At 39.4% G+C, this 24,219-nt stretch carries 27 protein-coding genes, 1 rRNA gene and 1 pseudogene; 11 read left to right on the top strand and 18 right to left on the bottom strand.

Going from position 1 to position 24,219, the window contains the following annotated elements:
* From FTU36_RS01165 to ftsY, 5 genes are all read right to left on the bottom strand, one after another.
* Positions 1-220, bottom strand: a 16S ribosomal RNA gene (locus FTU36_RS01165); the annotation flags it as partial.
* A gap of 510 nt (positions 221-730) precedes the next feature.
* Positions 731-1,408 (bottom strand): DUF2057 domain-containing protein, encoded by a 678-nt coding sequence (locus FTU36_RS01160; protein WP_180116652.1) that lies wholly within the window; start codon positions 1,406-1,408, stop codon positions 731-733.
* Between the two features lie 183 nt (positions 1,409-1,591).
* Positions 1,592-2,185: a nitroreductase family protein gene (locus tag FTU36_RS01155; RefSeq protein ID WP_180007270.1), complete on the bottom strand. Its 594-nt coding sequence runs from the start codon at positions 2,183-2,185 to the stop codon at positions 1,592-1,594.
* Between the two features lie 214 nt (positions 2,186-2,399).
* On the bottom strand, positions 2,400-3,086 hold the full coding sequence (locus FTU36_RS01150; RefSeq protein ID WP_180116648.1) for a nitroreductase family protein: 687 nt from the start codon (positions 3,084-3,086) through the stop codon (positions 2,400-2,402).
* A gap of 174 nt (positions 3,087-3,260) precedes the next feature.
* Positions 3,261-4,367 (bottom strand): signal recognition particle-docking protein FtsY, encoded by a 1,107-nt coding sequence (gene ftsY, locus FTU36_RS01145; protein WP_168379661.1) that lies wholly within the window; start codon positions 4,365-4,367, stop codon positions 3,261-3,263.
* 250 nt (positions 4,368-4,617) lie between these two features.
* Here ftsY and FTU36_RS01140 point away from each other — a divergent pair.
* Together FTU36_RS01140 and FTU36_RS01135 are read left to right on the top strand one after the other, a co-directional pair.
* A pseudogene (locus FTU36_RS01140) lies at positions 4,618-5,931 on the top strand (M16 family metallopeptidase); the annotation flags it as partial.
* A 126-nt stretch (positions 5,932-6,057) separates the two neighbouring features.
* Positions 6,058-7,626: a pitrilysin family protein gene (locus FTU36_RS01135; protein WP_180116646.1), complete on the top strand. Its 1,569-nt coding sequence runs from the start codon at positions 6,058-6,060 to the stop codon at positions 7,624-7,626.
* Here the strand turns inward: FTU36_RS01135 and FTU36_RS01130 are convergent.
* Positions 7,550-7,873, bottom strand: a complete 324-nt coding sequence (locus tag FTU36_RS01130; RefSeq protein WP_180011239.1) for a hypothetical protein — start codon at positions 7,871-7,873, stop codon at positions 7,550-7,552. The genes FTU36_RS01135 and FTU36_RS01130 overlap by 77 nt on opposite strands.
* Before the next feature lie 109 nt (positions 7,874-7,982).
* Positions 7,983-8,342 (bottom strand): hypothetical protein, encoded by a 360-nt coding sequence (locus FTU36_RS01125; protein WP_180011241.1) that lies wholly within the window; start codon positions 8,340-8,342, stop codon positions 7,983-7,985.
* A 222-nt stretch (positions 8,343-8,564) separates the two neighbouring features.
* On the opposite strand from FTU36_RS01125, the gene FTU36_RS01120 reads away from it, so the two are divergent.
* The 4 genes from FTU36_RS01120 to FTU36_RS01105 all read left to right on the top strand — a co-directional run bounded on the left by FTU36_RS01120 (position 8,565) and on the right by FTU36_RS01105 (position 10,326).
* The gene (locus FTU36_RS01120; protein WP_078188494.1) at positions 8,565-8,798 is read left to right on the top strand and encodes a hypothetical protein; all 234 of its coding nucleotides are present in this window, start codon (positions 8,565-8,567) and stop codon (positions 8,796-8,798) included.
* Positions 8,799-8,937: 139 nt separating this feature from the next.
* Entirely contained in the window at positions 8,938-9,315 is a 378-nt protein-coding gene (locus FTU36_RS01115) for a DUF2750 domain-containing protein (RefSeq protein WP_078188495.1), read from the top strand.
* Positions 9,316-9,421: 106 nt separating this feature from the next.
* Positions 9,422-9,853 carry a CBS domain-containing protein gene (locus tag FTU36_RS01110; protein WP_078193901.1) on the top strand — a complete coding sequence of 144 codons (432 nt, stop codon included), beginning with the start codon at positions 9,422-9,424 and terminating at the stop codon, positions 9,851-9,853.
* A gap of 122 nt (positions 9,854-9,975) precedes the next feature.
* A complete protein-coding gene (locus tag FTU36_RS01105; RefSeq protein ID WP_180116645.1) occupies positions 9,976-10,326 on the top strand; it encodes a hypothetical protein in 351 nt (116 codons plus the stop codon).
* A gap of 9 nt (positions 10,327-10,335) precedes the next feature.
* Here FTU36_RS01105 and trpB read toward each other — a convergent pair whose 3' ends face one another.
* From trpB to FTU36_RS01055, 10 genes are all read right to left on the bottom strand, one after another.
* Positions 10,336-11,544 carry a tryptophan synthase subunit beta gene (trpB, locus tag FTU36_RS01100; RefSeq protein WP_180116644.1) on the bottom strand — a complete coding sequence of 403 codons (1,209 nt, stop codon included), beginning with the start codon at positions 11,542-11,544 and terminating at the stop codon, positions 10,336-10,338.
* A gap of 131 nt (positions 11,545-11,675) precedes the next feature.
* Positions 11,676-12,863, bottom strand: a complete 1,188-nt coding sequence (locus FTU36_RS01095) for a VWA domain-containing protein (RefSeq protein WP_180116643.1) — start codon at positions 12,861-12,863, stop codon at positions 11,676-11,678.
* 202 nt (positions 12,864-13,065) lie between these two features.
* A complete protein-coding gene (locus FTU36_RS01090; protein ID WP_180116642.1) occupies positions 13,066-13,518 on the bottom strand; it encodes a hypothetical protein in 453 nt (150 codons plus the stop codon).
* 79 nt (positions 13,519-13,597) lie between these two features.
* The gene (locus FTU36_RS01085) at positions 13,598-14,449 is read right to left on the bottom strand and encodes a MoxR family ATPase (protein WP_180116641.1); all 852 of its coding nucleotides are present in this window, start codon (positions 14,447-14,449) and stop codon (positions 13,598-13,600) included.
* Positions 14,450-14,470: 21 nt separating this feature from the next.
* The gene (locus FTU36_RS01080) at positions 14,471-14,854 is read right to left on the bottom strand and encodes a hypothetical protein (protein ID WP_078193907.1); all 384 of its coding nucleotides are present in this window, start codon (positions 14,852-14,854) and stop codon (positions 14,471-14,473) included.
* Positions 14,855-14,875: 21 nt separating this feature from the next.
* Entirely contained in the window at positions 14,876-15,184 is a 309-nt protein-coding gene (locus FTU36_RS01075) for a YcgL domain-containing protein (protein WP_078194000.1), read from the bottom strand.
* A 124-nt stretch (positions 15,185-15,308) separates the two neighbouring features.
* Positions 15,309-16,451, bottom strand: coding sequence for an HRDC domain-containing protein (locus FTU36_RS01070; RefSeq protein WP_180116640.1), 1,143 nt, complete (start codon positions 16,449-16,451; stop codon positions 15,309-15,311).
* A 201-nt stretch (positions 16,452-16,652) separates the two neighbouring features.
* A complete protein-coding gene (recR, locus tag FTU36_RS01065; protein ID WP_078188505.1) occupies positions 16,653-17,249 on the bottom strand; it encodes a recombination mediator RecR in 597 nt (198 codons plus the stop codon).
* A 12-nt stretch (positions 17,250-17,261) separates the two neighbouring features.
* On the bottom strand, positions 17,262-17,591 hold the full coding sequence (locus tag FTU36_RS01060; protein WP_078188506.1) for a YbaB/EbfC family nucleoid-associated protein: 330 nt from the start codon (positions 17,589-17,591) through the stop codon (positions 17,262-17,264).
* A 32-nt stretch (positions 17,592-17,623) separates the two neighbouring features.
* Complete coding sequence (locus tag FTU36_RS01055; RefSeq protein WP_168379669.1) at positions 17,624-18,811, bottom strand: O-succinylhomoserine sulfhydrylase; 1,188 nt, start codon at positions 18,809-18,811, stop codon at positions 17,624-17,626.
* A 142-nt stretch (positions 18,812-18,953) separates the two neighbouring features.
* Between FTU36_RS01055 and FTU36_RS01050 the strand changes: the two genes are divergently transcribed.
* The 5 genes from FTU36_RS01050 to FTU36_RS01030 all read left to right on the top strand — a co-directional run bounded on the left by FTU36_RS01050 (position 18,954) and on the right by FTU36_RS01030 (position 23,133).
* On the top strand, positions 18,954-20,048 hold the full coding sequence (locus FTU36_RS01050; protein ID WP_180116639.1) for an alpha/beta fold hydrolase: 1,095 nt from the start codon (positions 18,954-18,956) through the stop codon (positions 20,046-20,048).
* Between the two features lie 17 nt (positions 20,049-20,065).
* The gene (locus FTU36_RS01045; protein WP_180060194.1) at positions 20,066-20,938 is read left to right on the top strand and encodes an NAD(P)-dependent oxidoreductase; all 873 of its coding nucleotides are present in this window, start codon (positions 20,066-20,068) and stop codon (positions 20,936-20,938) included.
* 88 nt (positions 20,939-21,026) lie between these two features.
* Positions 21,027-21,296 carry a YARHG domain-containing protein gene (locus FTU36_RS01040; RefSeq protein WP_078188510.1) on the top strand — a complete coding sequence of 90 codons (270 nt, stop codon included), beginning with the start codon at positions 21,027-21,029 and terminating at the stop codon, positions 21,294-21,296.
* 31 nt (positions 21,297-21,327) lie between these two features.
* Complete coding sequence (locus FTU36_RS01035; RefSeq protein ID WP_078188511.1) at positions 21,328-21,741, top strand: HIT family protein; 414 nt, start codon at positions 21,328-21,330, stop codon at positions 21,739-21,741.
* Positions 21,742-22,053: 312 nt separating this feature from the next.
* Entirely contained in the window at positions 22,054-23,133 is a 1,080-nt protein-coding gene (locus tag FTU36_RS01030; RefSeq protein ID WP_180063089.1) for a porin, read from the top strand.
* A gap of 268 nt (positions 23,134-23,401) precedes the next feature.
* Here the strand turns inward: FTU36_RS01030 and hpaI are convergent, their stop codons facing one another.
* On the bottom strand, positions 23,402-24,196 hold the full coding sequence (hpaI, locus tag FTU36_RS01025) for a 4-hydroxy-2-oxoheptanedioate aldolase (protein WP_168379673.1): 795 nt from the start codon (positions 24,194-24,196) through the stop codon (positions 23,402-23,404).
* Positions 24,197-24,219 lie beyond the last annotated feature (23 nt).

Below are 24,219 nucleotides of genomic sequence, written 5' to 3'. Positions count from 1 at the left end.
ATTAGCGCAAGGTCCGAAGATCCCCTGCTTTCTCCCGTAGGACGTATGCGGTATTAGCATCCCTTTCGAAATGTTGTCCCCCACTAATAGGCAGATTCCTAAGCATTACTCACCCGTCCGCCGCTAGAAATCGGTAGCAAGCTACCTATTCCCGCTCGACTTGCATGTGTTAAGCCTGCCGCCAGCGTTCAATCTGAGCCATGATCAAACTCTTCAGTTTAAAATCAATAGTACCTATAGGGCACCAATCTTGGCTCATCAATTACTGACAAAAATTTGCTCAAATAAACTTCGAGTAATTTCTACCATTAATCAATGAAAATAATTTCGATCGATCAATCAGTAAAAATCCACACAAGTTGTTCTTCATAATCTCTTAATGATCTTCTTAATGCTTCGTCAGCAAATAAGAAAACAACATCAAACAACTCAAAACCTTACGTTTATCACTGTCTGCGTTGGTATGCAGCGTATTCTATAGAGTTTCAAAACAAACACAAGCCCCTATCATAGAAATTTCTACGATATTGCGCTTGAATGTATATTTTTTAAACTAAAAGCAATTTATTGCTTATTTAAAGATCAATATATCCTTATATTTTGCTTTATGAAAGACGAATTTTATAATTCTTGGTGATTTTTATATTCTTCAATCTAAAAAGCCCGTAATTCAACGGACTTTTCAAATAATGCGGATTTCAAGAAAACTAATAAAGTTACGAAAGTAACTTTAGTTTGCTTGCTCAGCCAACCAACTCATGAATTTTTGTCGTTCAGCTTTACTAGCCTTCTGCCAAAGCTGAATTAATTGTTGATCTGCCCCATTTTCATTAATAATCACATTTTTTGAAGCTACTACAGGAGATACTACGTTCGTTGGTTTTGCAGTTACAGATTGCGCATAAACAGGTGCCGGTTGATTTTCTGGCACAGCTTCTTTCTTCGTAAAATCTACGGCATTACCCAAAACACCATTGGAGAAAATCGATTTTTGTTCTTTCTTCGCCCCAGCTTGCTGCACAAGTAATTGATTAGATTTGTCATACAAACCAAATATCGGTTGGTCTTTATATTTTTGCGCAGCATCAAAATCTCTTGGTGCATTGACTAGACCTAAACGGTACTCTTGACCATCAATCAGTGCTGGAGTGCGAATAGCAGCAACTCCTGATTTTAATATATCGTGTGAATTATCAGCATGTTGAAAAAATTCGCTATAACGTACAGTTAATACGTTTTCACCTGCATCTAGCTTATATTTCTCTGTAGATCGAAATAAACCACCTGTAACTTCTTGATCATTAACTGCAACTATTTTGATTTCTTCCGGAACAGTCAAAGTTACAGCTGCAAATCCTGCACTACTTAACATCAGCGCTGCAGCAGCAACAGTTAATCTTAAAGTCATCATTATCACTCTTTATCAATTATTTAGTTTCGATTGCACTATGCAATGCATATGTGACAATCTTATGACATCTAACAATCACTGTATATTTAGTTTCAAGACATTATTTTGATATTCATTCAAGAATTTTGCATATAAAAAAAGGATGCTTAAAGCATCCTTTTTTAATTCATCACACCATCATTACTTGAAAGTTTTGAATCGTTCTTCATCTGCAATAAAGGTTTTTTCACCTGCAGGCGCTTCAATCGAACCAAAAACAAGCTGTGCACGTAGTTTCCATTGATCTGGCACATCAAATGCCGCAGCTGTTTCAGCATCAACAATTGGATTGTAATGTTGCAATGATGCACCGATATTTTTTTCAGCCAATGCCGTCCAAGTAGCAAATTGAGCAATCGCCGTTGAGTGTTCAGACCATACTGGGAAATTATCTGCATAAAGTGCAAATTGTTCTTGGAGTGCTTTTACTACAGCCTGATCTTCATAAAATAATGCTGTACCAAAACCTGCTGCAAAACTATTAATCTTGCCATTGGTTCCTTCAAATGCATCTGCAGGTACAATTTTACGTAAAGTTTCACGTACGATATTCCAGAATTTTTGATGTGCATCACCAAACAGAATAACGACACGAGACGTTTGAGAGTTAAATGATGATGGACTTAAACGTACAGCATTTTTAATGGTTTGCTCAATTTCATCTTGCGATAAACTCACGTTATTACCAATAGAATAGATTGTGCGACGTTGTTCGATTTGATTCAAGAATGACATTACAAGACCTCTTTTTATTTTCAATTAGCTGACTAAGTTGTGATTTATAATAGGTGATGTTTTTAACAGTTGCATGACTATATTTACAACATTGTGTCTTATTTCTAGAACAATCAGTTGCAAGCATCTAAATACCTACAACCCACTTACATTCAAATATTGGTTCACAGTCTTTAGGACAGCAGAAATCAAAGCAACCTACAGAACATAGAAATTACTCATAAATTCTAAACTGATCTTGATCTTCTGGTTCTAAACGTTCAGGCGCTTGACCTTCAATTGAACCAAAGACTAACTGCGCACGAAGCAGCCATTGTTTTGAAATATCAAAGTGTTCGGCAACGGCATAATCAATGTGTGGATTATAGTGTTGTAAACATGCGCCTAAACCTGCATCTGCGATCGAAGTCCATACTGCGAATTGCGCCATGCCAGACGTTTGCTCCGACCACACTGGAAAATCTTCTGCACTTAATGGCACTTTCTTTTGTAATTGTTGAATCACAACTTGATCTTCATAGAAAAGTACAGTTCCCAGGCCAGCTGCACACTGATCTATTTTGAGCGCCACACCTTCAAAAATATAACTCGCAACATTCTTGCGTTGTACGTCTTTTACTATGTCCCAAAATTTTTGATGAGATTCGCCAAATAAAACTACAATACGTGTGCTTTGCGAATTATATGCAGATGGACAACTTCTTACGGATTCTTGAATCAGTTCCGCCAAATAAGCCTGACTGTAATGCACCTTTTTTCCAAGCTCATAAATACTTCGACGTTTCTTTAGTTGGTCGACAAATGACGCTTCTACTTCTTGTTCGGTAGTTTTCTTTTTTAATTTAAAATCTTTAGTGATATCCGCAGTCAATACATGACCAATTTTATCGAGTAACGCCACCCTAAACACCCCAAAGCAATTTTTATATATAACAACAATTCCTTACTTATTCTAAGGGTATATCAGGCTAAATTTTGACTATGATTTATTCACATGTTGCTTTTTAAATCAATCAGTAAGTTCAAAAACAAAAAACTCCGCATTTTGCGGAGTTTATGTGACATTTAACGCAATTTATTTATCAGTTTCAAATAATGCTGCGACAAATGATTTTGCTGAGAATGGACGCAAGTCATCAATTTTCTCACCTACACCAATAAAACGAATTGGCACATGGGTCCGGCTTGCAATATTAAATAACACACCACCTTTTGCTGTACCATCAAGCTTAGTAATAGTTAGACCTGTAAGCCCTACTGCCTCGTCAAACATTTCAACTTGGTTAATGGCATTTTGACCTGTACCTGCATCAACAACCAACATCACTTCATGTGGAGCTGTAGCGTCAATTTTTTGCATTACACGTTTTACTTTAGACAACTCTTGCATGAGGTGTCCTTTGTTGTGTAAACGACCTGCGGTGTCTGCAATCAGCACGTCTACGCCTTTTGCACGAGCACTTTCGAATGCATCAAAAATAACTGAAGCAGAATCTGCACCATGACCTTGCGCCACAACTGCAATATTATTGCGTTCGCCCCAAATTTGTAATTGCTCTGTTGCTGCTGCACGGAATGTATCACCAGCAGCCAACATTACTTTTTTACCTTCACCTTGTAAGCGTTTTGCTAATTTACCAATCGTGGTGGTTTTACCCACACCATTTACACCAACAACCAAAATCACATACGGATTTTTATTGCTGTCGATATGTAGCGGTTTAACACGTGGTGCAAGTAATGCCACAAGTTCTTCTTGAAGCGCTTTATATAAAGAATGTGAATAGATTAAATCGCCACGTTCAGTACGTTCAGTTAAGTTCGCAATAATCGTTTTGGTTGCATCGACACCAATATCAGCAACCAAAAGTTGCTCTTCAACTTCCTCTAAAAGTTCATCGTCAATTTCCTTCCCACCGATCAGGATATTCACCATGCCGTCTGCCAAGTTCTTACGTGACTTTGCTAGACCTTCTTTCATTCGACTAAAGAAGCCGCCTTTCGCCTTCGAGTCTTCAGTTTCTGACTCTGTTTCTTGTAATGGTGCAGCAACGTCTTGCTGTACTTTCGGTGTCTCGATAATCGGCACATTTACCGCAGGTAAACTCGGTAGCGTGACATCGTCATCACCGATATCAGCATCAATCAAAAATTTATTCTGCCCATGAGATTGCTGTTGCATGCCGAATCCTTGAAAAGCACTGCGTTAAAAAAACCGATTCTATCATAAGTTATCTTAAATTGAGTCGATACACGCCTGTCAGAGCGAAGCACACTAAAAAACAACATGTTGAACTTGCAATCAAAATTAACTTTAGGAAAACTAGATAGCTATAAAATGCATTTTAATGGATTCCTTTGTGTCCCATAAAAACAGATTTTCTCCTTGTCTTTTTAAAACTTTATTTCGCTCTGCGCTTCCTATCTGTGTCATTAGCAGTTGCCTTTGGTCAGCACCCAATCTACATGCAGACACACGTACCCAATTAACGCGTAGCACCTTTGAAACCACGCTTAAAAATGGTTTAAAGGTCATTATTCGTGAAGACCACCGTGCGCCGATGGTAATGACTCATATTTGGTATCGTGTTGGCAGTAGTGATGAGTCGGGCAATCTATTAGGGATCTCTCATGCACTCGAACATATGATGTTTAAAGGAACCACCAAAGTTCCTAATGATGAATTTACACGTCTCAGCCGTATCTATGGCGGCAGTATTAACGCTGCAACCTTTACCAATTACACCAATTATTATCAGTTGTATCCAAAAGCCTATTTCCCTATGGCGCTGGAGCTCGAAGCGGATCGTATGAGTAATTTACGATTACAACAACAAGATTTCGACCCTGAAATTAAAGTGGTTATGGAAGAACGCAGACAGCGCACAGATGATAACCCTCGTTCTTTGGCTTATGAACGTTTCAAATGGATCTCTTATCCGACCAGTCATTATCGCCAACCCGTCATTGGGCATATGAAAAATCTGCAAAACATCAAATTGGCAGATTTAAAACAATGGTATAAAGATTGGTATACCCCGAATAACGCCATTTTGGTGATTGTTGGTGATGTCGATGCCGAAGCAGCCATTCGTCAAGTTCAAAAATACTTTGGTGATATTCCATCACGCAAAACACCTGATCGTAATGATGTGATGGAATTCGAACGTGTGGGCTATCGTCACATGGAACTAAATTTGCCCGTACAAGTGCCTAATTTGTATATGGCGTGGAATGTACGCTCACTGGCTACCGCAAAAAACCCACAAGATGCTTATGCTCTCAATATTATTCGCAACATTTTAGATAGTGGTATTTCATCGCGCCTACAAGACAAACTGGTACGCGATAAAAAATTACTCACCGCTGTAAGTGTTTCTTATGATCCATACAATCGTGGTGATAGCTTGTTTACCATTTCAGCACTCCCTGCCGATGGCGTCAAAATGGAACAAGCTCAAAAAGCCATACAAGATGAAATCGAAATATTAAAAACAGAATTAGTCAAAACACCTGAAGTTGAACGTATCACCACACGTTTTGTCTCCAATTTAGTCTATAACCAAGATGACATCAGCAGCCAAGCCAAGACTATCGGTAACTTAGAAGTCAATGGGCTCAGTTTCAGGCTAATGGACGAATTACCAAAATTATATGAAAACGTCAGCGCACAGGATATTCAACGTGTCGCCAATGCGTATTTTGTCCGAGAAAATTTAAGCACCATGTATCTACTTCCAGAACAGACGGAGGTTCCAACAACCTCAAATAAAGCAGATCAAACAGTAAAATCCGCCCAAACGGAAGTTGTTATTCCAGAGCAACAAATCAGCTCAACCCAAAACACAGAAAGCGTCTTGTAAGGATTAGTGATGACTATTACGAAAATTTTATCCCTAAGCTTACTCACTGCGTTTGGCTCAATCCTCCATGCAGAAACATATACGGAAAATGTTCCTGACCTCAACGATAATCCGAGCCAATTACAATCTATCCCCATGCTGCAAAGTTTAAAGAATTTACAGATTGATAAAGACTACCGTGCTCCACTTGTTCAAGTGCTGAAAAACCGAAATGGTGTGAATAGCCTGTTTGTTGAATCACAAGATCTACCTATGGTGGATATTCAACTGACCTTTAATGCAGGTTCTGCTCGTGATGAAGAAGTCGGAAAAGGCTTGTATGGTGTTGCCAACATGGCTGCACGTTTAATCGATGAAGGCACAGAAAAATACAATGCAACGCAAATTGCCTCGGTTTTTGACCAAACAGGTGCTCAATTTAGCGTGCAAGCACATCGAGATATGTTTGTCGTTCGGCTACGCGTATTGTCAGACCCTAAAAAATTAGAACCTGCTTTAAGCATGATGATGGACGTGATTAAAAATGCGACTTTTAAAACCTCTAGTCTAAACTTAGCTCTCAGTAATAACCAAGCTGGTCAGAAGCAACTCCAAGAAAGCCCAAGTCGCTTAATGAATATTCGATTCTATCGGGCTGTATACGGCACACACCCTTATGCAGAACCGATTACGGGAACCAATGGCAGTATCAAAAAAATCACCCCAGACATTTTAAAAAAGTTTCGTGATCAATTTTTAGTTGCTCAAAACTTGAATATTGCCATTACAGGCAAACTCAGCAAAAAAGAAGCTCAGAACCTAGCAGAACGTATTTCTGGAAACTTAAAGCAAGGCGAAAAAGCCAAGGCACTTGCACAACCAGAAGAAAAACAAGGGTTTGATATTATCCATCTTTCCTACAATTCCACCCAAGCCAACGTCATATTTGGACATTTAGGGACGACCCGTGATAACAAAGATCGATTAGCCTTAGAAGTAGCCAATCGAATGTTTGGCGGTGGTGGTTTTAACTCGGTCCTCATGCAAGAGCTTCGTGTCAAACGTGGCTATACTTATGGTGCCTATAGTGCATTTAGCTTTAGCCAAGCGCCCGGTATCTTTAGTTTTAGCTATGGAACACGTCAAGATCAGCTGATAGATAGTATTCGTGTTGCGCATAAAGCCTTTAATGATTTTGTCAAAATGCCTATTGATCAAAAACAAATGGAAGAAACCAAAGCCGGTATGCTGCGTGCTTTTCCGAATAATTACAGCAGTAATGCAACAATCAATGCACAGCTTGGTCTATTGGGCTTTTATCAACAAGACCCAGATTATTTGACCCAGTACCCTAAATTATTGGAAAAAATAACTGTAGCTGATGTACAAAATGCGGTTCGTACCTACATGCACCCTGAAAATATGACGGTGATTGTGGTCAGTAAAACCTTAGATAAAAATGAAGTACAGCAGATATTGGAGGAGAATGTACAAGCAGCTCCAACCAAGATAATCCCTGCGACTAAGGCTGTTCCTCTGCCAAAGCCGGAAGTTGATGTGCCCGTACAGACTCCATCTGATAAGCATGCATCAATTTAAGATAAGCACCCACACGGATGCGATCTTGCTGTCTCAGCAACATCGCCATTTCCTGAGTTTCAGGATAACTTTGCTGAAACGCAAGTCGTGATACGTTTTGGTATTGCTGTACAGAAATAGGACGATATAAGGCAATCACAGCCAATACCAAAATCACCACGATCATGACTGAAACAAAGATATTATAAATTTGCTCTAGCTGTATTTTAGATTTGAATTGAATAATTTTTTCTAAATCAATAGTCATACACTACCTCAGGTTCAAAGTAGTGTATGGCTGACGTTCAAGAAGTTCAAGTCACAGCGCTTAAAACTGCATCAGTCCACTGTTTCAGTCTGTGAGTTAGCTAAACAATTTACTGAATAATGGTACGTATCACCGCAAAATAAAGAATCAATGCAATAATCGCCAAAACGATAAATACTGCAAAAATACTCATTCCACCCTCTGCATGCGCAGGATGTAAATCATCATCATCGGCGATTTTGAGTAATTCACCATTGTATGCATTGTAAAATTCTAAGCGCTGTCCCTTATCTAAATCCCGTGTGAAATCATATACACGTTTGCGCTGTGCTAAACCAAAATCCCCTAAATGAATCTCCTGATGAAAAATTGCGTCATCAAGATTGCGACGATGTAGATGTGCCAATTCCACAATTTGCGCTAATGTCGGAGGATAATCTAAAGTTAAACCGTCTAAAACTTTTGTCATTTTACTTCTCCTTATTATCTACAACTTCTTATGTTAGTATTTTACTCATGAAAACAATTGTTCATTGTTTAATCATGTAAACTATAGAAAATTAGAAATATTTACGTGAATAGTTGACAATTCAAGATAATTGTAATATTAGTTTAACAATACTTAGTTATATTAGTTAATAGGGCTAAAGAATGGGCCCTTAATGATCATAATTAGAATAAGGAGTTAAATATGATTCAACAATTCTCTCAACATGAACTCGAACATGTATACGCAAATGCGGTGAACACAATTCAGTCTCAAATGAACTTCAGCGATGCAGTTCACGAATTGGAAGATGCAGCTCGTGCTGGACATGGTAAAGCAGCGTTATTTTTGGCTGAACTTTATTATCAAGGCTTCCGCGTAGAACGTGACTCACTCAAAGCGCAATATTGGCAGAACATGGCCACTTTGCAAGCATAACAAAACGTCACTAAGGTGGCGTTTTTTACACCCTTCAACTTTTAACTACATAAATTCTTACAATCAAGTTCAAAGCTTACACAGCTTTTTCATAAGAATTTCCTACAATAGGAGCAACATCAACAACACGCTGCATATGATGTCTAAATTAAAGCAATATAAACCTATTCCAAAAGATTTATTTTTCAAAATTAGTATTTTAAAAACCATGATGTACTGTGGAGTCCTTTGGGGTCTCTACCACCAACAAGGTTGGGCAATGACCAGCGATCAAGATCATATTATCTTCCCGTTTTGGCTAAATGGCATTCAAGCGCATAAATATGCCAAAAAGCATTGGCCCAACTACACTCCACGACGCATTACACCAGAAGATTTTGAGGCATCGCTATTACCGACATTAACACGCCTTAAAGTCATCCCTGCGTTGCATAGCTCTAGCCATATCCGTCTCAAGCTCACAACCTCGCAAATGCGTTTATTCTTTTTTAACCAAGATAAGATTCAAATGGCATAAAACCCTCAGTGCATGCTTGACCTCAGCATGCACTGAAAAGTATTTGCTTTTTTCAAATTTCGCGTTAATTTAAATTAAACAAAAACTACTATAAAGGAATGAAAATATGACTACAGTTGCCCAAGTACTTAAAGACAAAGCTTATCAAGAAATTTACACCATCACCCCAGATGCGACTGTACTCGAAGCCATTTCCCTGATGGCACAAAAAGGCATTGGTGCCCTCGTCGTGACCCATGAAGGCACAGTCGTTGGGATTTTGTCTGAGCGTGATTACACACGTAAAATCGCACTCATGGAAAGAACCTCTTTCGATACCTCCGTCAGTGAAATTATGACGGGTAGTGTCATCACTGTAACAAGTGCAGCGACTGTCGAAGAATGTTTAGAACTCATGACAGATCGCCATTTACGTCATTTACCTGTCGTTGAAGAACAGAAATTAACAGGCTTAATCTCCATCGGTGACCTTGTAAAAGCAGCAATGGATGATCAACGCAAACTCATTGAACAGCTACAGCAATATATTTCTGGCTAAACTCAAAAATCCCCCTTAACAAACTTTAAGGGGGAATTCTAAATATCAATAATTTTATATAATTCATAATACGTAATGACATACACATTACATATTAATTACTTTTATCAATTTCTTTTCTTATGTTGAAGCCCGCTTTAGATAAATTAGACCAACTGGATGCCATCATTTTGGAATTAGAACGCTTGATGGTTTCGATGAAAGACGATGAGCTGTTGCAAAACCACCGACGTACGATCAATTTAGAGATTGCTTCTGCTGTCACTGAAATTTTAGATGCAAAGGCAATTATTTATGTACTACATCCTGAGTTAATTCCAATTACATCAAGCGTTAACCACACTTTATATAAAAATTATGTCAAAAAAAATATCCCAGTTAAAAACTGGGATACTTCGAATATAGATCGGGCTATGCAACTGCAAAAGATTTTTGCACCATCAACAGATGATGAGCAACTTAGTCTTTTTTAATGGCAGTAATTAATTTAAACCTAATTTTTCAGCCACATAGTCTGAGTCTTTATCGCCACGTCCTGAAACGTTAACGACAATCTTCACATCTTTGGCAAGTTTTGGTGCTTCACGAATTGCCCAAGCAACCGCATGTGAACTTTCTAGTGCAGGAACAATACCTTCCACACGTGAAAGCGTCATAAAGGCATCTAAACATTCTTGGTCTGTCGCTGTTGTATATTCAACACGACCTAGGTCTTTTAACAAACTATGTTGTGGCCCCACCCCTGGATAGTCCAAACCTGATGCAATTGAATGCACTGGCAATGGTTCACCCTGCTCATCTTCAAGGACATAACATGCCATGCCATGAATTTGACTTGGCTTACCCAATGTCAACGTCGCAGAATGCATATTGGTATCTAAACCATGGCCTGCAGGCTCCACACCCACAAGTTTTACATCTGTATCATTGAGGAATGCTGTAAATGCACCAACGGCATTGGATCCACCACCCACACATGCAACCACATAGTCAGGATTTGCACCAAATCGATCATTGGTCTGAACTTTAATTTCATCACCGATAATTGACTGGAAGTCACGGACCATTTTCGGGAATGGATGTGGACCAACCACTGAACCAATCGCATAAATAAAATTGGTTGGATCTTTTAAATATTCTTCAAAAGCGCTATCTACTGCATCTTTGAGCGTAGCTGTACCACGTGTAACAGAGATCAGGTTGGCACCTAAAATCTTCATTTTCACCACGTTTGGATGTTCTTTTTCAATATCCACTTGCCCCATGTGAATTTCACATGGAATGCCCACTAAGGCACAAGCCGTTGCCAATGCTACACCATGCTGACCTGCGCCGGTTTCAGCAATCACTTTGGTTTTACCCATGTATTTTGCTAACAAAGCTTCGCCAAGGCAGTGGTTAATTTTATGCGCACCGGTATGGTTGAGGTCTTCACGCTTTAGGTAGATTTGTGCGCCACCTAATTTGTCAGACAAGCGCTTTGCATAAAACAATGGACTAGGACGTCCAACATAGTGTGCAAACAACTCTTTCAATTCATTTTGAAATTCTTCTGTATGACGAATTTGCTCATAAGCAACATTAATGTCATCCATTGCCTGTTTTAAATCTGGTGGAATGAACTGCCCACCGTATTCACCGAAGAAACCTTCTTCATTAGGTAATGCGATACCATTAATTTGATGATCCATCATATTTCCTTCATGTTGTATGCAAAACAAAGACTTTTAAATACTATCCAATTTTGAAAATAAGAAACAATGCAAAATTGGAGTAAGTAATATAAACATCATTGATAAGAAAAAGTAGCGTTTTTAACGCTTTAGCGCGCTAAATATTTCGTCATATCTTCCACACCTTTTAGGGTCATCGGGAACATATGATCTTCAAAGATTTGTTTAATCGCAGCTATGGTTTGGGTGTAATGCCAATAACTTTCTTCTTCAGGGTTTAGCCACGCTGTTTTATCAAAATGATTGCGTAAGCGCTGTAACCACACCTGACCCGCTTCATCATTCATATATTCCACAGATCCACCTGCCGAGTTCAACTCATATGGTGCCATACTCGCATCACCGACAACGATGACACGGTAATCTCGACCATAGGTGTTGAATAGATCCCATGTATTCATACGCGTGCTTGAACGGCGAATATTGTCTTTCCATACATAATCATATAAACAGTTATGAAAATAGAAATACTCTAAAGTTTTAAATTCCGTTTTTGCAGCGGTAAAGAGCTTCTCACATTGGGCAATATGTGAATCCATCGAGCCCCCAACATCAAACAACATCAATACTTTAATGCGGTTACGTCGTTCAGGAACCAACTGTACATCCAAAATTCCTTGTTTGGCCGTTTCACGAATGGTTCCGTCGATATCTAGCTCTTCTGCTGCACCTTGGCGAGCAAATTTACGCAAACGACGCAATGCCATCTGCATCTGACGACTACCGAGAATCTGCTCATCATCTAGGTTTCGGTATTGACGTTGTTCCCAAACTTTCACCGCAGATCGTTTACGACCAGGCCCACCAATACGCACACCTTCAGGATGGTCACCATAGGCACCAAAGGGCGAGGTACCGCCCGTACCGATCATCCGATTACCACCTTGATGCTTTTTATGCTGCTCGCGCAAACGCTCTTCAAGCATTTTCATCAGTTCTTCTAAGGAACCAGCTTTTTTTAATTCTTCTCGTTGTTCTGGTGTTAGATGCTTTTCGATGAGCTCTAGATCAAACCAATCCTTTGGCAGTTTATGCACCTGATTTAATAGCTCGTCTAAATCAAAGGTCGATATACCGTCAAAATAGTCCTTCATTGCACGGTCAAACTTATCAAAGTAACGTTCATCTTTGACCATGACGGTTTTTGCAAGCTGATAAAATTCATTCTGATCCGCAAAGACTAGCCCTGCTGCCACTGCTTGGTTCAAGTCAATCAATTCACGAGTTGAAACAGGAACACCGTATTTTCGAAGGGTATAAAACAATCGCACAAACATAGGCGAATAAAATCCAATAAAAATTAAATATCAGGAGGTCAAATCCAGTGTGAATGCATGTGATCTTGTTATTTCATCTGCAACTGAGTCTTGCCTTACATCCACCATTATGAAAAATTGATCCCTACAAGTAAAGCCAAAAGCTTTTACTGCGTGTTCATATACGTTGCCCTACTACCCAAAGAAACACATACAGCATGATTTATTCGCAAGTCGCATTTCTATTATTAAGCGATTGTTTAAGAGTTTCATATTTGTGCTGAACATCGAGACGATCTTGCTGTAACTTTTCAATGGTTACGATTTTATGAAAACCTTGATTGTTTTTATAGCGGTTAAAGTCACTTAGATTCAAGATCACAAAATCATAGTATTTCAGCTCGAGTACAGTTGCAGCACAGGTCTTTTGTTGAATGGCTGTGTGAGTTTCGGGATGATCTGATTGATCGATGAGTTTTTCTTTAAGTTGATGTTCTGCAACTCGCGCCCAATACGCATCCTGGAGTAGCTGTTGATGCTGCTGTTCAAACTGAGCATCATCCATCGCATAGCTATACCCAGATAAATACAAGCTCGCAGCCAACAAGAGTACGGTCGGCTTTAATCTCTTAGTTACAGCTATGTGTACTTGAGATAAGTATGCGCTTGTCTGCATAATTCACCTTTATATTTTTTAGTGCTCAAAATAAAAGCCGGATAACCGGCTTTTAAATCTTTTAAAGAATTAATATCAATTAACGACGTGACATAAATGCTAGACGCTCAAGCAATTGCACATCTTGTTCGTTCTTAATCAAGGCACCATAAAGCGGTGGAATTGATTTTGATTTATCTGTGTTGCGTAAAATATCTTCTGGCATATCATCCGCCATCAGCAAACTCAACCAATCAATCAACTCAGAGGTTGAAGGCGGTTTCTTTAAACCCGGAATTTGACGTAATTTAAAGAAGATTTGTAGTGCTTCAGAGACCAAGGTATTTGAAATATTTTCAAAATGTACATCGATGATTTCACGCATGGTTACTTCGTCAGGGAATTCAATATAATGAAAGAAGCAACGACGCAAGAAGGCATCTGGAAGTTCTTTTTCATTATTTGAAGTAATGATCACGATTGGACGTTGTGTAGCCGTAATCGTTTCACCCGTCTCATACACAAAGAAGGACATTTTATCGAGTTCATGCAGCAAATCATTAGGGAATTCGATATCTGCTTTATCAATTTCATCAATTAGAAGTACACAACGTTCTTCACTGGTGAATGCTTCCCAAAGTTTACCCGGCTTAATATAGTTTTTGATGTCATAAACACGGTCATCGCCCAACTGACTATCACGCAGACGGGATACGGCGTCATACTCGTACAAACCTTGTTGAGCCTTGGTCGTTGATTTGATATGCCAAGTAATGAGCTTAAGGCCTAAACTTTCAGCCACTTGTTCGGCTAAAAGTGTTTTACCTGTCCCCGGCTCACCTTTAACCAAAAGTGGCTTTTGCAATGAACGTGCAGCTTTTACTGCAAGTTTTATGCTATCGGTCGCAATATATTGATCTGTACCAGTAAATTGTTGAGTTTCAACAGACATGACATAACCTTATTTTTTTATTTAAAGCGGTGAAATTTTCTTGTTTACAACGTGCTGTGGTTTCGCTGCATTGTATTTTGTCCAAAAATAGCCGAGGACTAAACCAATACCCACCACAAAGAGAATCAGCGATAGATTCAACCAAACCAATGGCTGATCTTTTGTTAATACACCAAAAATCAAACCAAAAATCGCAGGTGCGATTGCTGCATTTGAACCTTCAGAAACGGTTGGTGTTAATAAAATAGCAAATACGATAAGCCAACCAATGGCACCGATCGTTTTGGGTAAGCGCTTCATCAGACCATACCAACACAACAAAGCAATTACAGCCCCACCTAAGTAAACCGTAATTGCAATACTGCTTTCAGGAATTGAGTCCAATACCGATACTACACCATTCATTTTCACAACTCCTGAATTAACTTAAGCGCCGCGCAAGCCTTCTGGCTCAACTGCATTTGGGTCAATTAAACCTTCTGGAGGCATCTGAATAAAGAATCCTTTTGTTTCAATAGAATCTATGACGTGTAATACGTTCACACGTGCAAGTTTGCGTGATTCACTGAGTTCTAGATCCATGACAAATGTGGCACGACCAAATGCTGTACGTAAAGCATCAGGCATTACTGCAAGTGGATCTGTCACTTCAGTTTCGTTTTCATTAACTTCAGGACGAGCAATATAAAGATACATTTCATCTTTTTTGCTCGATTTGTAGATAGAACAGTACATAATTGAATCAATACTCATTAAACGCAAGGCAAAGGATACATCAAAAAAAAGACTGATACATTAGTGTTTATTAACGCATCAGTCGTGAATTTGTATAAGTGATAGTTCTTTAATCAATCAGAACTTATTCCAACACTTTCATTTGACCAGAAAGATAACTTTCATCGGCATGCAGCACTTCAATTAAAGGCTTCGTCAGCAAATCATAGCGCCAGCCCAACAAATAGCTCGGTAAATCCTGTTCATCATTATGAAATACCACATGCTGATACAAGGCATTTAACCATTTTTTGCGCATTAAAACTTCTTTAGGCACAGAGGTTTCTTGTACTGCACGCTGAATAACGGTATCGACGCGCGAACCAATATCCTGAGACGAATGACGAATTGGACGTGCCATACGCAGCGGCCATTCAGCTTGCTCAGGTAAAAACTTCAACAAATCTAAAATAATTTTACCATGCTCACGCACAATGTTCGGACGAATGTCTTTCACTGCACTCAATTGAAAATTATTTTTTGGATTTTTTTCTACCATATCAATGATGGTTGAGTTTTTAAGAATAAAGCTACGTGGCTGATTTAAGGCTTTCACCATTTGCTCACGCCAAACGGCCAATTGCTGAATTTGCATGAGCTGACGACGTGAATGTCGATAATTACCAATATCGTGATACAGCATATGGATCGGCGTTTCAGTGCCAATTTCATGTGTCAAATTTTTGCAGTCCTCAAGTACACAATTTAATAAACTTTTCGCAGCCAACTCATTTTGAATCGTATGGCTTAAATTCATTAAATAATGTACATCATTCGCTGCATAGTTCAATTGCTCGGCACTGAGTGGACGAGCCAACCAATCTGAACGTGTCTGATCTTTATCTATATCTACATCGAGCATAGTTTTTAAGGCATTTTGATAGCTGACTTGTAAGCCATGCCCTAAAAATGACATCCCAACTTGTGTATCAAAGACATTTTCTAAAGACTTATGCTGTGCATAGTGATAAATCAGGTCGATATCTTCACTACAAGCATGAAAAATGTTTTGCTGAGCCGCAAATAATTTTTGCCAGAATTGGCTTAAATCGAGGGTTGTACCATCAAGTAAATACACCTGATTTTGTACATTAATTTGGAAAAGTCCAAGTTTGGGCCACAGGGTATCTACTTTTATAAACTCGGTGTCGAGTCCGTAAATCGAGCTTTGGTCCATAAGATTTAAAACAGAATTTAAATCTGGCTGATTTTGAATGAATTGATACATAAGTTGCTGAGTCTAATTTTAGATGCTCTATGAGCTTATATTAACTGATATATATTATTTATCTATAAGGAAAAACGTTATTTTAGTGACTTATTTTCTTTATTTGGCTTTTTTATTCATTGTAAACAAAAACTTTAATCGTTATTAAGTATAAATAATTAGGTGAATTTTATACAAAGCGAAACGAGTTTCGCTCTATAGTTACTTCATTCGCATTCGGTTATGCACGGCCTGACTTAAGGTATGACTATCCACATATTCAAGCTCACCACCCTGTGGTACACCCTGTGCAATACGGGTCATTTGTATTGGTAAATGTTTGGTCGCTTCAACCAAATAATGTGCTGTCGCTTGACCTTCAACCGTTGCATTGGTCGCCAAGATCACTTCCTGCACTTTACCATCACTTAGTCGTTGAATTAAATATGGGATACCAATTTCGTCGGGGCCAATACCATCGAGTGGCGACAAATGCCCACCCAATACATGATATTTCCCTCTAAAACTGCCACTTTGCTCGATTGCCATGACATCTGCAGGAGATTCAACCACACAAAGCAGTTGATCATCACGCTCTGACGAGACGCATATGTTGCATACCTCATCTTCAGTCAATGAATGGCAAATGGAACATTCATGAATATAGTTGGTTGCTTCAGTCAAGGCATGTGCCAGACCAACAGCACCCTCCCTATTTTTCATGATTAAGTGCAGTGCCATACGTTGAGCCGACTTTGGCCCAACGCTTGGCAAAATACGCAATGCCTGTACAAGTTGATCAAAACGATCACTAAACATTCAACGTATTCCTTAGAATAAACCTGAAAGACCTGGTGGAAGCCCCATACCAGAGTTTGCAGATTTCAGTTTTTCTTCTGAAATCACTTCAGCTTGACGTGAAGCATCATTCATTGCCGCTGCAATTAAGTCTTCAATCATATCTGCATCATCTTGAAGTAGTTCAGGATTAATTTCGATACGTTTCACTACATGACGTGCAGTCATAGTAACTTTAACCAGACCACCACCTGCTTCAGCGTGAACTTCAACTTGTGCAAGCTCTTCCTTGGCTTTTTTAATGTTGCTCTCAACTTCTTTTTGCATGCGTTGAGCTTGCTGCATGAGCATATTAATGTTCATAAAAATCTCCGAACAAAACTGATGAATTCACTTTAGATAAGATCTAAACCGCGTGAAAGATCGCGAATAATATCATTAATATCTTCTAAACCAACAGATACGCGAATTAAACCTTCGCTAATCCCTGCTGCTTTTTTCGCTTCTGCTGACATTCTGCCATGAGAAGTCGTTGCAGGATGAGTAATTGTTGATTTTACATCACCCAAATTACTTGTAATAGAAAGGAACTTAGTATTATCAATCACTGTCCAAGCGCCTTCACGTTCGCCTTTGGCAACAAACGATACAACTCCGCCAAAGCCTTTTTGTTGCTTTTTCGCCAACTCATGACCTTCGTGATTTGGAAGTCCCGCATAGTACACTTTTTCAACTTTCGGGTGTGCATCCAACCATTCAGCTAAAGTCTGAGCACTGGCACAGTGGGCTTTCATACGTAAGCTTAAAGTTTCTAGGCCTTTCAGGAAGATCCATGCATTGAATGGGCTCATCGAGTTACCCAGTGTACGAATAACACCTGTAATCTCTTCCATCAATTTTGCACTACCAACAACTGCACCACCTAGCGCACGACCTTGACCATCAATATATTTTGTTGATGAATAGATCACGAGGTCCGCACCAAATTTAATCGGTTGCTGTAACACTGGTGTACAGAAGGTATTATCGACTGCAAATAATGCGCCATGCGCATGTGCAATATCGGCAATGGCTTGTAAATCACCTACTTGAGCTAATGGGTTTGACGGTGTTTCAATAAACAATAGGCGTGTAGTTGGACGAATCGCTTGTTTCCAAGCATCTAAATCTTCCAAATCAACAAAAGTAACATCAACGCCAAATTTGATGACATATTTTTCAAACAGAGAAATGATCGAACCAAAGACAGCACGTGAACAAACCACATGATCGCCAGCTTTCAAATATGCCAAAGTAATTGCGTGTACGCCCGCCATACCTGAACTTGTCGCAACCGCGGCTTCAGCACCATCCAAAACAGCTAAACGTTTTTCGAAAGTTTGTACAGTTGGATTGGTATAACGTGAATAGGTATTGCCTTCAATTTGACCTGAAAATTTTGCTGCGGCATCTGCTGCACTTTCACAAACAAATGATGAAGTCAGGAAAATTGGCTCGCTATGTTCACCCTCAAAAGTACGAGTATGACCTGTACGAATCGCTAAAGTCTCTAATTGGTATTCGATGTCGTCTTGTTGGCTCATCTGTATTACTCAGTCGCGAAGAACTGCCTTTGTGAAGAATTGCCAATATTTTGAGCGTCTAAGCTATTTAAGGTCAAGGTAAAATACGAAATTATCGCTTAGACTTCGACCAATCCTACAAGGACTTAGGCAATTGACAGTTATGCACCCTTTCAAACAGAAATTTCTAGCGCAGCAAAAGAAAATTAAACACCTGTCTACACGTGTGTTTAATGCAAAATCGCTGGTCCTTTCTCAATCAACACCCTATGAAGTAATTACTGAATATAAACATGCAAAAGTTCGGTATTACGCTTCGCCTGATCGTAAATACAAAGAACCCTTAGTGTTTGTTGCACCACTGGCCATCAATATGGCAATTTATGATTTGTATCCATATCGCTCATTGGTGAAACATTTTCAACACAGTGGCTTTGATGTCTATTTGTTGGAATGGGGAAAGTTGAACTATCAAGATCGATTCTTAAATTTTCTATCGTTTATTGATGATGTGATTCCCCATTGTATAGATCAAATTTGTGAGCATGCAGATAGTCGATACATCTCGCTACATGGTTGGAGTATGGCTGGAGTCTTTGTCACGCTGTATACCGCATTACATCAACCTGAACATGTTAAAAATCTAATGGTGATGGGCGCACCAATTGATAGCTATGCCTCAGGTCGTATCGGAAAGTTATTTCAAAAAACCAATCGCTTGCTTTCACGTAGTAAGAATTTACAAGATACTGTTTACACTGGGAAAATTCCTAAACATTTTATCCATACACCGGGCGTGCTTAATGCGATTGGATTTAAAATCGTCGATCCAATTGGTTGGTTCAAAAGCCAAAAGCAATTTTTATCTAACTTAGATAATCTGCATGACCTGTATGAACATGCAACCATGGGCGATTTTCTCAATCACATGATTGACTATCCGGGTGGCATTAACCAAGACATGGTTTTCAATGTTTGGCTACAAAATCCGCTTAAAAACGGCATTATTCAATTGAAAGATAAAGTTATTCAATTAAAAAATATCCACTGTTCATTGTTGATTGGCGCGGGTTCTAGCGATCAAATTGTTACGGCAGATGCAGCAAGTCCTTTAGGCGAATTGACAAGTAGTCAAGATGTCACGTTTACTCTCATTCCCGGTGGTCACCTCGGCCTGATGTCGAGTCAAAAAAGTGCCAATCAATTTTGGCCAACTTTGACCCAGTGGCTTACACAAAGATCCAGTTTATTGAAATAAAAATTTAGAGGGTAAAGATGATTCAGTCAGTTGCATTTATCGGATTGGGCGCAATGGGTTACCGTATGGCAGCGCACCTACCAAAACAGTTCGACACGGTTTATGTCTGGAATCGAAACTTTACCAAGGCAGAACAACATGCTGCTGAATTTGGTACGCAAGCGGTTGCTTTAGAGCAAGCAATACAAGCGGACATTATTTTTTCCTGCCTACCCATCAGCCAAGATGTTGAAAATTTAATTGCGAGTGTAACGCTGAAATCAGGCTCGATTTGGGTCGACTGTACCAGCGGTGTACCCGAATCTGCAAAAAAACTCGCTGCTGCCTTAAAGCAGCAAAATATTGCATTCTTAGATGCCCCTGTGAGTGGACAAACCATTGGCGCTGAAACGGGAACATTAACCGTCATGATTGGTGGTGACAAAGTAGCCTTTGAACGTGCATTACCTGCGATCCAAACATTTGGCAAACTGATTAAACATGTGGGTGAACCGGGTGCGGGTTTTGCCGTCAAAGCTGTAAACAACATGTTAATGGCTGTAAATCTTTGTGCAGTTGCTGAAGGATTCACCACCTTAAAAGCGCATGGCGTGGACTTACATGAAGCACTCGATTGTATTAATGCGTCGAGCGGTAAAAGTAATGTGACTGAAACAGTTTTACCGCAGCGCGTACTGAATCGTAGCTTCCCATTAACCTTTGCACTTCCATTACTTGCAAAAGATACGGGAATTGCTGTTGATCTGGTGCGACAAGCAAAACTTTCAGCACCGGTGCTCTCTTTGACGCAAAATTTAATCCAAGCAGCAAGCGATCAAGCTGAAGAAAACAGTGATTTTTCAAGCGCTATGATTATGTATGAAAAATGGAGTAAAATTACAATTGAGTAATAACTCGCCATTGAATAACGATAAATAACCATCATATTGTACTCTAGTGTCATAACACACATTGTTACAAATGACAGAGGAAACTCGCATGAACAAATTTACCCTTGCAACTTTGCTAGGTGCTGTAACTTTAATCGGGGCTTCTACTGCTGTTTTAGCATCTGAGCAAGAATGCCAAAAGTTGAAAAATGACCATGACGTGATTTATGCATCGAAAGGTTTCTGCTTTAAAGATCCTGATGCTAAAGCGAAGTTTGGCAATGACAATTGCTACACAACTAAGCCTAAATTTTCAGAAAAAGAGCAACAACGACTTGACGCGATCAAAGATCGTCAGAAAGAATTGAATTGTAAATAATTACGATTCAATTCGCACAAGGAATTTAGCAATGACTTATGATGATCAAAATATTTTTGCTCGGATTTTACGTGGAGAACTTCCTGCGTTTAAAGTCTATGAAGATGATCAAGTACTCGCTTTTATGGATGTCATGCCACAGGCCGAAGGTCATACGCTCGTAATTCCTAAAACCCCTGCTATTACGCTACTTGATTTAGATCCTGAAGCGGCTGCTTATACCATTCAGGTTGCTCAAAAAGTTGCGAAAGCAATGGAAAAAGCTTTAGACGTGAAAGGTATCGTATTGATGCAGTTGTCTGGCGCTGCTGCGGGTCAAACTGTTCCGCATGTACATTTCCACCTAATACCGACTTCAGTGCATGAATTAGGTAAACATGCCGCACAAATGGGCGACATGGAAAAAATTAAAGCTATTGGCGAAAAAATCAAAGCAGCACTTTAAGTCCAATTGAGTTTAAAGTGATGATCAATGGAGCTTCGGCTCCATTTTTTTATGTTTAGAATATTGTGCCAAGTCATTTTAACTGCAAAATTTAATATTTAAAAATAACTATAAATATTTAATAAATATCAATCTTTATAAATAAAAATACAATTTAAACCAAAAATCACCTTTCACCGTTTTGAAATATTTCCTTAATAGAACTGTCTTATTTGTAATGAATACTTAGCGCCATTAGATAGCGAAATTACTTCTAGCCAAGCTACTGATAAAACATATTGATATGACTGGAAAAGTCTTCTGGAGCTTCAAATGAAAAAAAATCTATGTGCATTAGCAATCGGGGCAACAATTCTTACACCAATGATGGCATCTGCTGCAGATGTAAAAATTTATGGCCGTGCACATGTCTCTCTTGACTATCTAGATGATGGTAAAGATTACAACGAAGTTGGTCTTTCTTCTAACGCTTCACGCTTAGGCTTCAAAGTAGATCAAAAAATTAATGATGACCTCAACGTATTCGCTCAAATTGAGCAAGAAGTAAACTTTGCAAGCGGTAGCCAAGACAGCAAAGGTGTAGATTTTTCAACACGTGACACATTCGTGGGTTTAAAAAGTTCAACTTATGGTCAAGCACGTGTAGGTCGTTTTGACAGCCCATTTAAAGTCGCACGTAGCCCTGTGAACTTCTTCGGTGACATGGTTGGTGACGTTCGTAACGTAACACGTGTAGGCAACTTAAAATTTGATGAACGTAATGAAAACACCATTGAATATAAATCGCCAAAATTTGGCGGTGGTTTCAATGTATTGGCTGCAATGTCAATGCATTCAGGTACACAAATTGACCGTGAAGCAGATGGCGAAGGCAAAGATGATAACAAAGCCTATGATCTTGCTCTAACTTATAAAGAAGGCCCTATTGATTTTGCAGCAGCTTACGAAAAGTATGATGAAAATGCAGCAAACGCAGCTGGTGGTGCAAGTCGTGATGCATTGCGTATTGCTGGTGCATATAAGTTAACTGAAGAATTTAACTTGGGTGCGTTATACCAAATTGCCAAACACGACAACAATACAGCCAACCCAGATGCGCAAGTTTTCGGTGTAGCTGGCGAATATAAAGTAACGCCTAAAACCTCAGTACGCGGTGAATACTTCTACCGTGACGTAGATGCTGATGATGCCAATGCAAGCTTGATCGGTGTGGGTGTAGAACATAAGTTGGATAGCACATTACGCGTATACAGCAACTTAGCAACTGTGCTTAACGACAAAAACTCTAAACTCAATCCTTGGAAAGAAGGTCGTAGCTTCGGTAACGGTATCTCAGGTATCGGTGATGAAAATGCAACTGCACTTTCTCTTGGTCTACGTTACGACTTCTAAGCTGCAATATCTCCCCCAAAAGACATACTCCGGTATGTCTTTTTTACTCTTAAATTCAAAAAAGAAGAGCAACAAAGATTAAATTATTAGAGAGAAGCAAGTTGAGTTCGCATTTTGCTTCCGACCGGTCAAAGTTGCATCATGAACTATACTCATCTCACTCAAGAACAAAGATATCAAATATACAACTCGTTATGCAGAGGTTTTTCTAAGGCTGTACTAGCTCAAATCTGATCTGACGGTTACCAATTGCTTAAGGCTGTACCGCTTAGTAACCACCTTCTGTTTTCATCACTTGGGTATCTGTTTTATACTTCGATAAAAGCTCACGTAACGAATTCATGAGCACACTGGTGTCGACACCCACGGCAACAAATTCTGTGCCTAACTCGATATACTTCTGAGTCACATCATGCTGTGTCGACAAAATACCTGCTGCTTTACCCGCCTTACGTATACGCTGAATTGCATCAATCACGGTTTTTTGTACTTCAGGATGGTTCGAATTCCCCTGATAACCCATCGTCGCCGACAAATCCACCGCACCAATAAATACCCCATCGATGCCATCAATTTTCAGTATTTCATCTAAGTTTTTAATCCCCTCAACCGACTCAATCTGAATCAGTAAACAGATATTTTCATGTGCAGTTGCATAGTAGTCTGGAATACTGTTCCAACGTGTTGCACGTGCTAATGCTGCACCTACTCCACGAATACCTTCAGGTGGATAACGTACGGCCTTAACCATAAGTTGAGCTTGTTCAACAGTTTCAACCATAGGAATCAGCAAGGTTTGCGCACCGATATCCAACAATTGTTTAATCAGTTGCACACTACCAATTGGAGGTCGAACCACGGCTTGCGAAGGATATGCAGCAATACTTTGCAATTGCGACAATGTCGTCCGCAAATCACTTGGCGCATGCTCGCCATCAATTAGCAACCAGTCATAACCTGCATTTGCAGCTATTTCAGTCCCATAAGCATCGGCTAATCCGACCCATAAACCAATCTGCTGTTCGGTTTTTAATTTTTTCTTGAAATGATTGGTGTAATCCATCGCTGCTGTCTCATGCTTAAACT

The organism is Acinetobacter sp. YH12096 (genome assembly GCF_013419215.1).
GTDB lineage: Bacteria > Pseudomonadota > Gammaproteobacteria > Pseudomonadales > Moraxellaceae > Acinetobacter > Acinetobacter amyesii.
This window is presented reverse-complemented; position numbering and strand designations above follow the sequence as displayed.

Coding starts and splice junctions, on each gene's coding strand:
- FTU36_RS01125 (WP_180011241.1), bottom strand. CDS start 8,342: ATGACAAAAGTTTTAGACGGTTTAACTTTAGATTATCCTCCGACATTA.
- FTU36_RS01035 (WP_078188511.1), top strand. CDS start 21,328: ATGACTTATGATGATCAAAATATTTTTGCTCGGATTTTACGTGGAGAA.
- FTU36_RS01160 (WP_180116652.1), bottom strand. CDS start 1,408: ATGACTTTAAGATTAACTGTTGCTGCTGCAGCGCTGATGTTAAGTAGT.
- FTU36_RS01090 (WP_180116642.1), bottom strand. CDS start 13,518: ATGCAGACAAGCGCATACTTATCTCAAGTACACATAGCTGTAACTAAG.
- trpB (WP_180116644.1), bottom strand. CDS start 11,544: ATGGATCATCAAATTAATGGTATCGCATTACCTAATGAAGAAGGTTTC.
- FTU36_RS01135 (WP_180116646.1), top strand. CDS start 6,058: ATGACTATTACGAAAATTTTATCCCTAAGCTTACTCACTGCGTTTGGC.
- FTU36_RS01070 (WP_180116640.1), bottom strand. CDS start 16,451: ATGTATCAATTCATTCAAAATCAGCCAGATTTAAATTCTGTTTTAAAT.
- hpaI (WP_168379673.1), bottom strand. CDS start 24,196: ATGGATTACACCAATCATTTCAAGAAAAAATTAAAAACCGAACAGCAG.
- FTU36_RS01105 (WP_180116645.1), top strand. CDS start 9,976: ATGTTGAAGCCCGCTTTAGATAAATTAGACCAACTGGATGCCATCATT.
- FTU36_RS01030 (WP_180063089.1), top strand. CDS start 22,054: ATGAAAAAAAATCTATGTGCATTAGCAATCGGGGCAACAATTCTTACA.
- FTU36_RS01085 (WP_180116641.1), bottom strand. CDS start 14,449: ATGTCTGTTGAAACTCAACAATTTACTGGTACAGATCAATATATTGCG.
- FTU36_RS01115 (WP_078188495.1), top strand. CDS start 8,938: ATGTCTAAATTAAAGCAATATAAACCTATTCCAAAAGATTTATTTTTC.
- FTU36_RS01075 (WP_078194000.1), bottom strand. CDS start 15,184: ATGTACTGTTCTATCTACAAATCGAGCAAAAAAGATGAAATGTATCTT.
- FTU36_RS01120 (WP_078188494.1), top strand. CDS start 8,565: ATGATTCAACAATTCTCTCAACATGAACTCGAACATGTATACGCAAAT.
- FTU36_RS01045 (WP_180060194.1), top strand. CDS start 20,066: ATGATTCAGTCAGTTGCATTTATCGGATTGGGCGCAATGGGTTACCGT.
- ftsY (WP_168379661.1), bottom strand. CDS start 4,367: ATGCAACAGCAATCTCATGGGCAGAATAAATTTTTGATTGATGCTGAT.
- FTU36_RS01040 (WP_078188510.1), top strand. CDS start 21,027: ATGAACAAATTTACCCTTGCAACTTTGCTAGGTGCTGTAACTTTAATC.
- FTU36_RS01095 (WP_180116643.1), bottom strand. CDS start 12,863: ATGTTTGTGCGATTGTTTTATACCCTTCGAAAATACGGTGTTCCTGTT.
- FTU36_RS01080 (WP_078193907.1), bottom strand. CDS start 14,854: ATGAATGGTGTAGTATCGGTATTGGACTCAATTCCTGAAAGCAGTATT.
- FTU36_RS01110 (WP_078193901.1), top strand. CDS start 9,422: ATGACTACAGTTGCCCAAGTACTTAAAGACAAAGCTTATCAAGAAATT.
- FTU36_RS01050 (WP_180116639.1), top strand. CDS start 18,954: ATGCACCCTTTCAAACAGAAATTTCTAGCGCAGCAAAAGAAAATTAAA.
- FTU36_RS01060 (WP_078188506.1), bottom strand. CDS start 17,591: ATGAACATTAATATGCTCATGCAGCAAGCTCAACGCATGCAAAAAGAA.
- FTU36_RS01155 (WP_180007270.1), bottom strand. CDS start 2,185: ATGTCATTCTTGAATCAAATCGAACAACGTCGCACAATCTATTCTATT.
- FTU36_RS01130 (WP_180011239.1), bottom strand. CDS start 7,873: ATGACTATTGATTTAGAAAAAATTATTCAATTCAAATCTAAAATACAG.
- recR (WP_078188505.1), bottom strand. CDS start 17,249: ATGTTTAGTGATCGTTTTGATCAACTTGTACAGGCATTGCGTATTTTG.
- FTU36_RS01055 (WP_168379669.1), bottom strand. CDS start 18,811: ATGAGCCAACAAGACGACATCGAATACCAATTAGAGACTTTAGCGATT.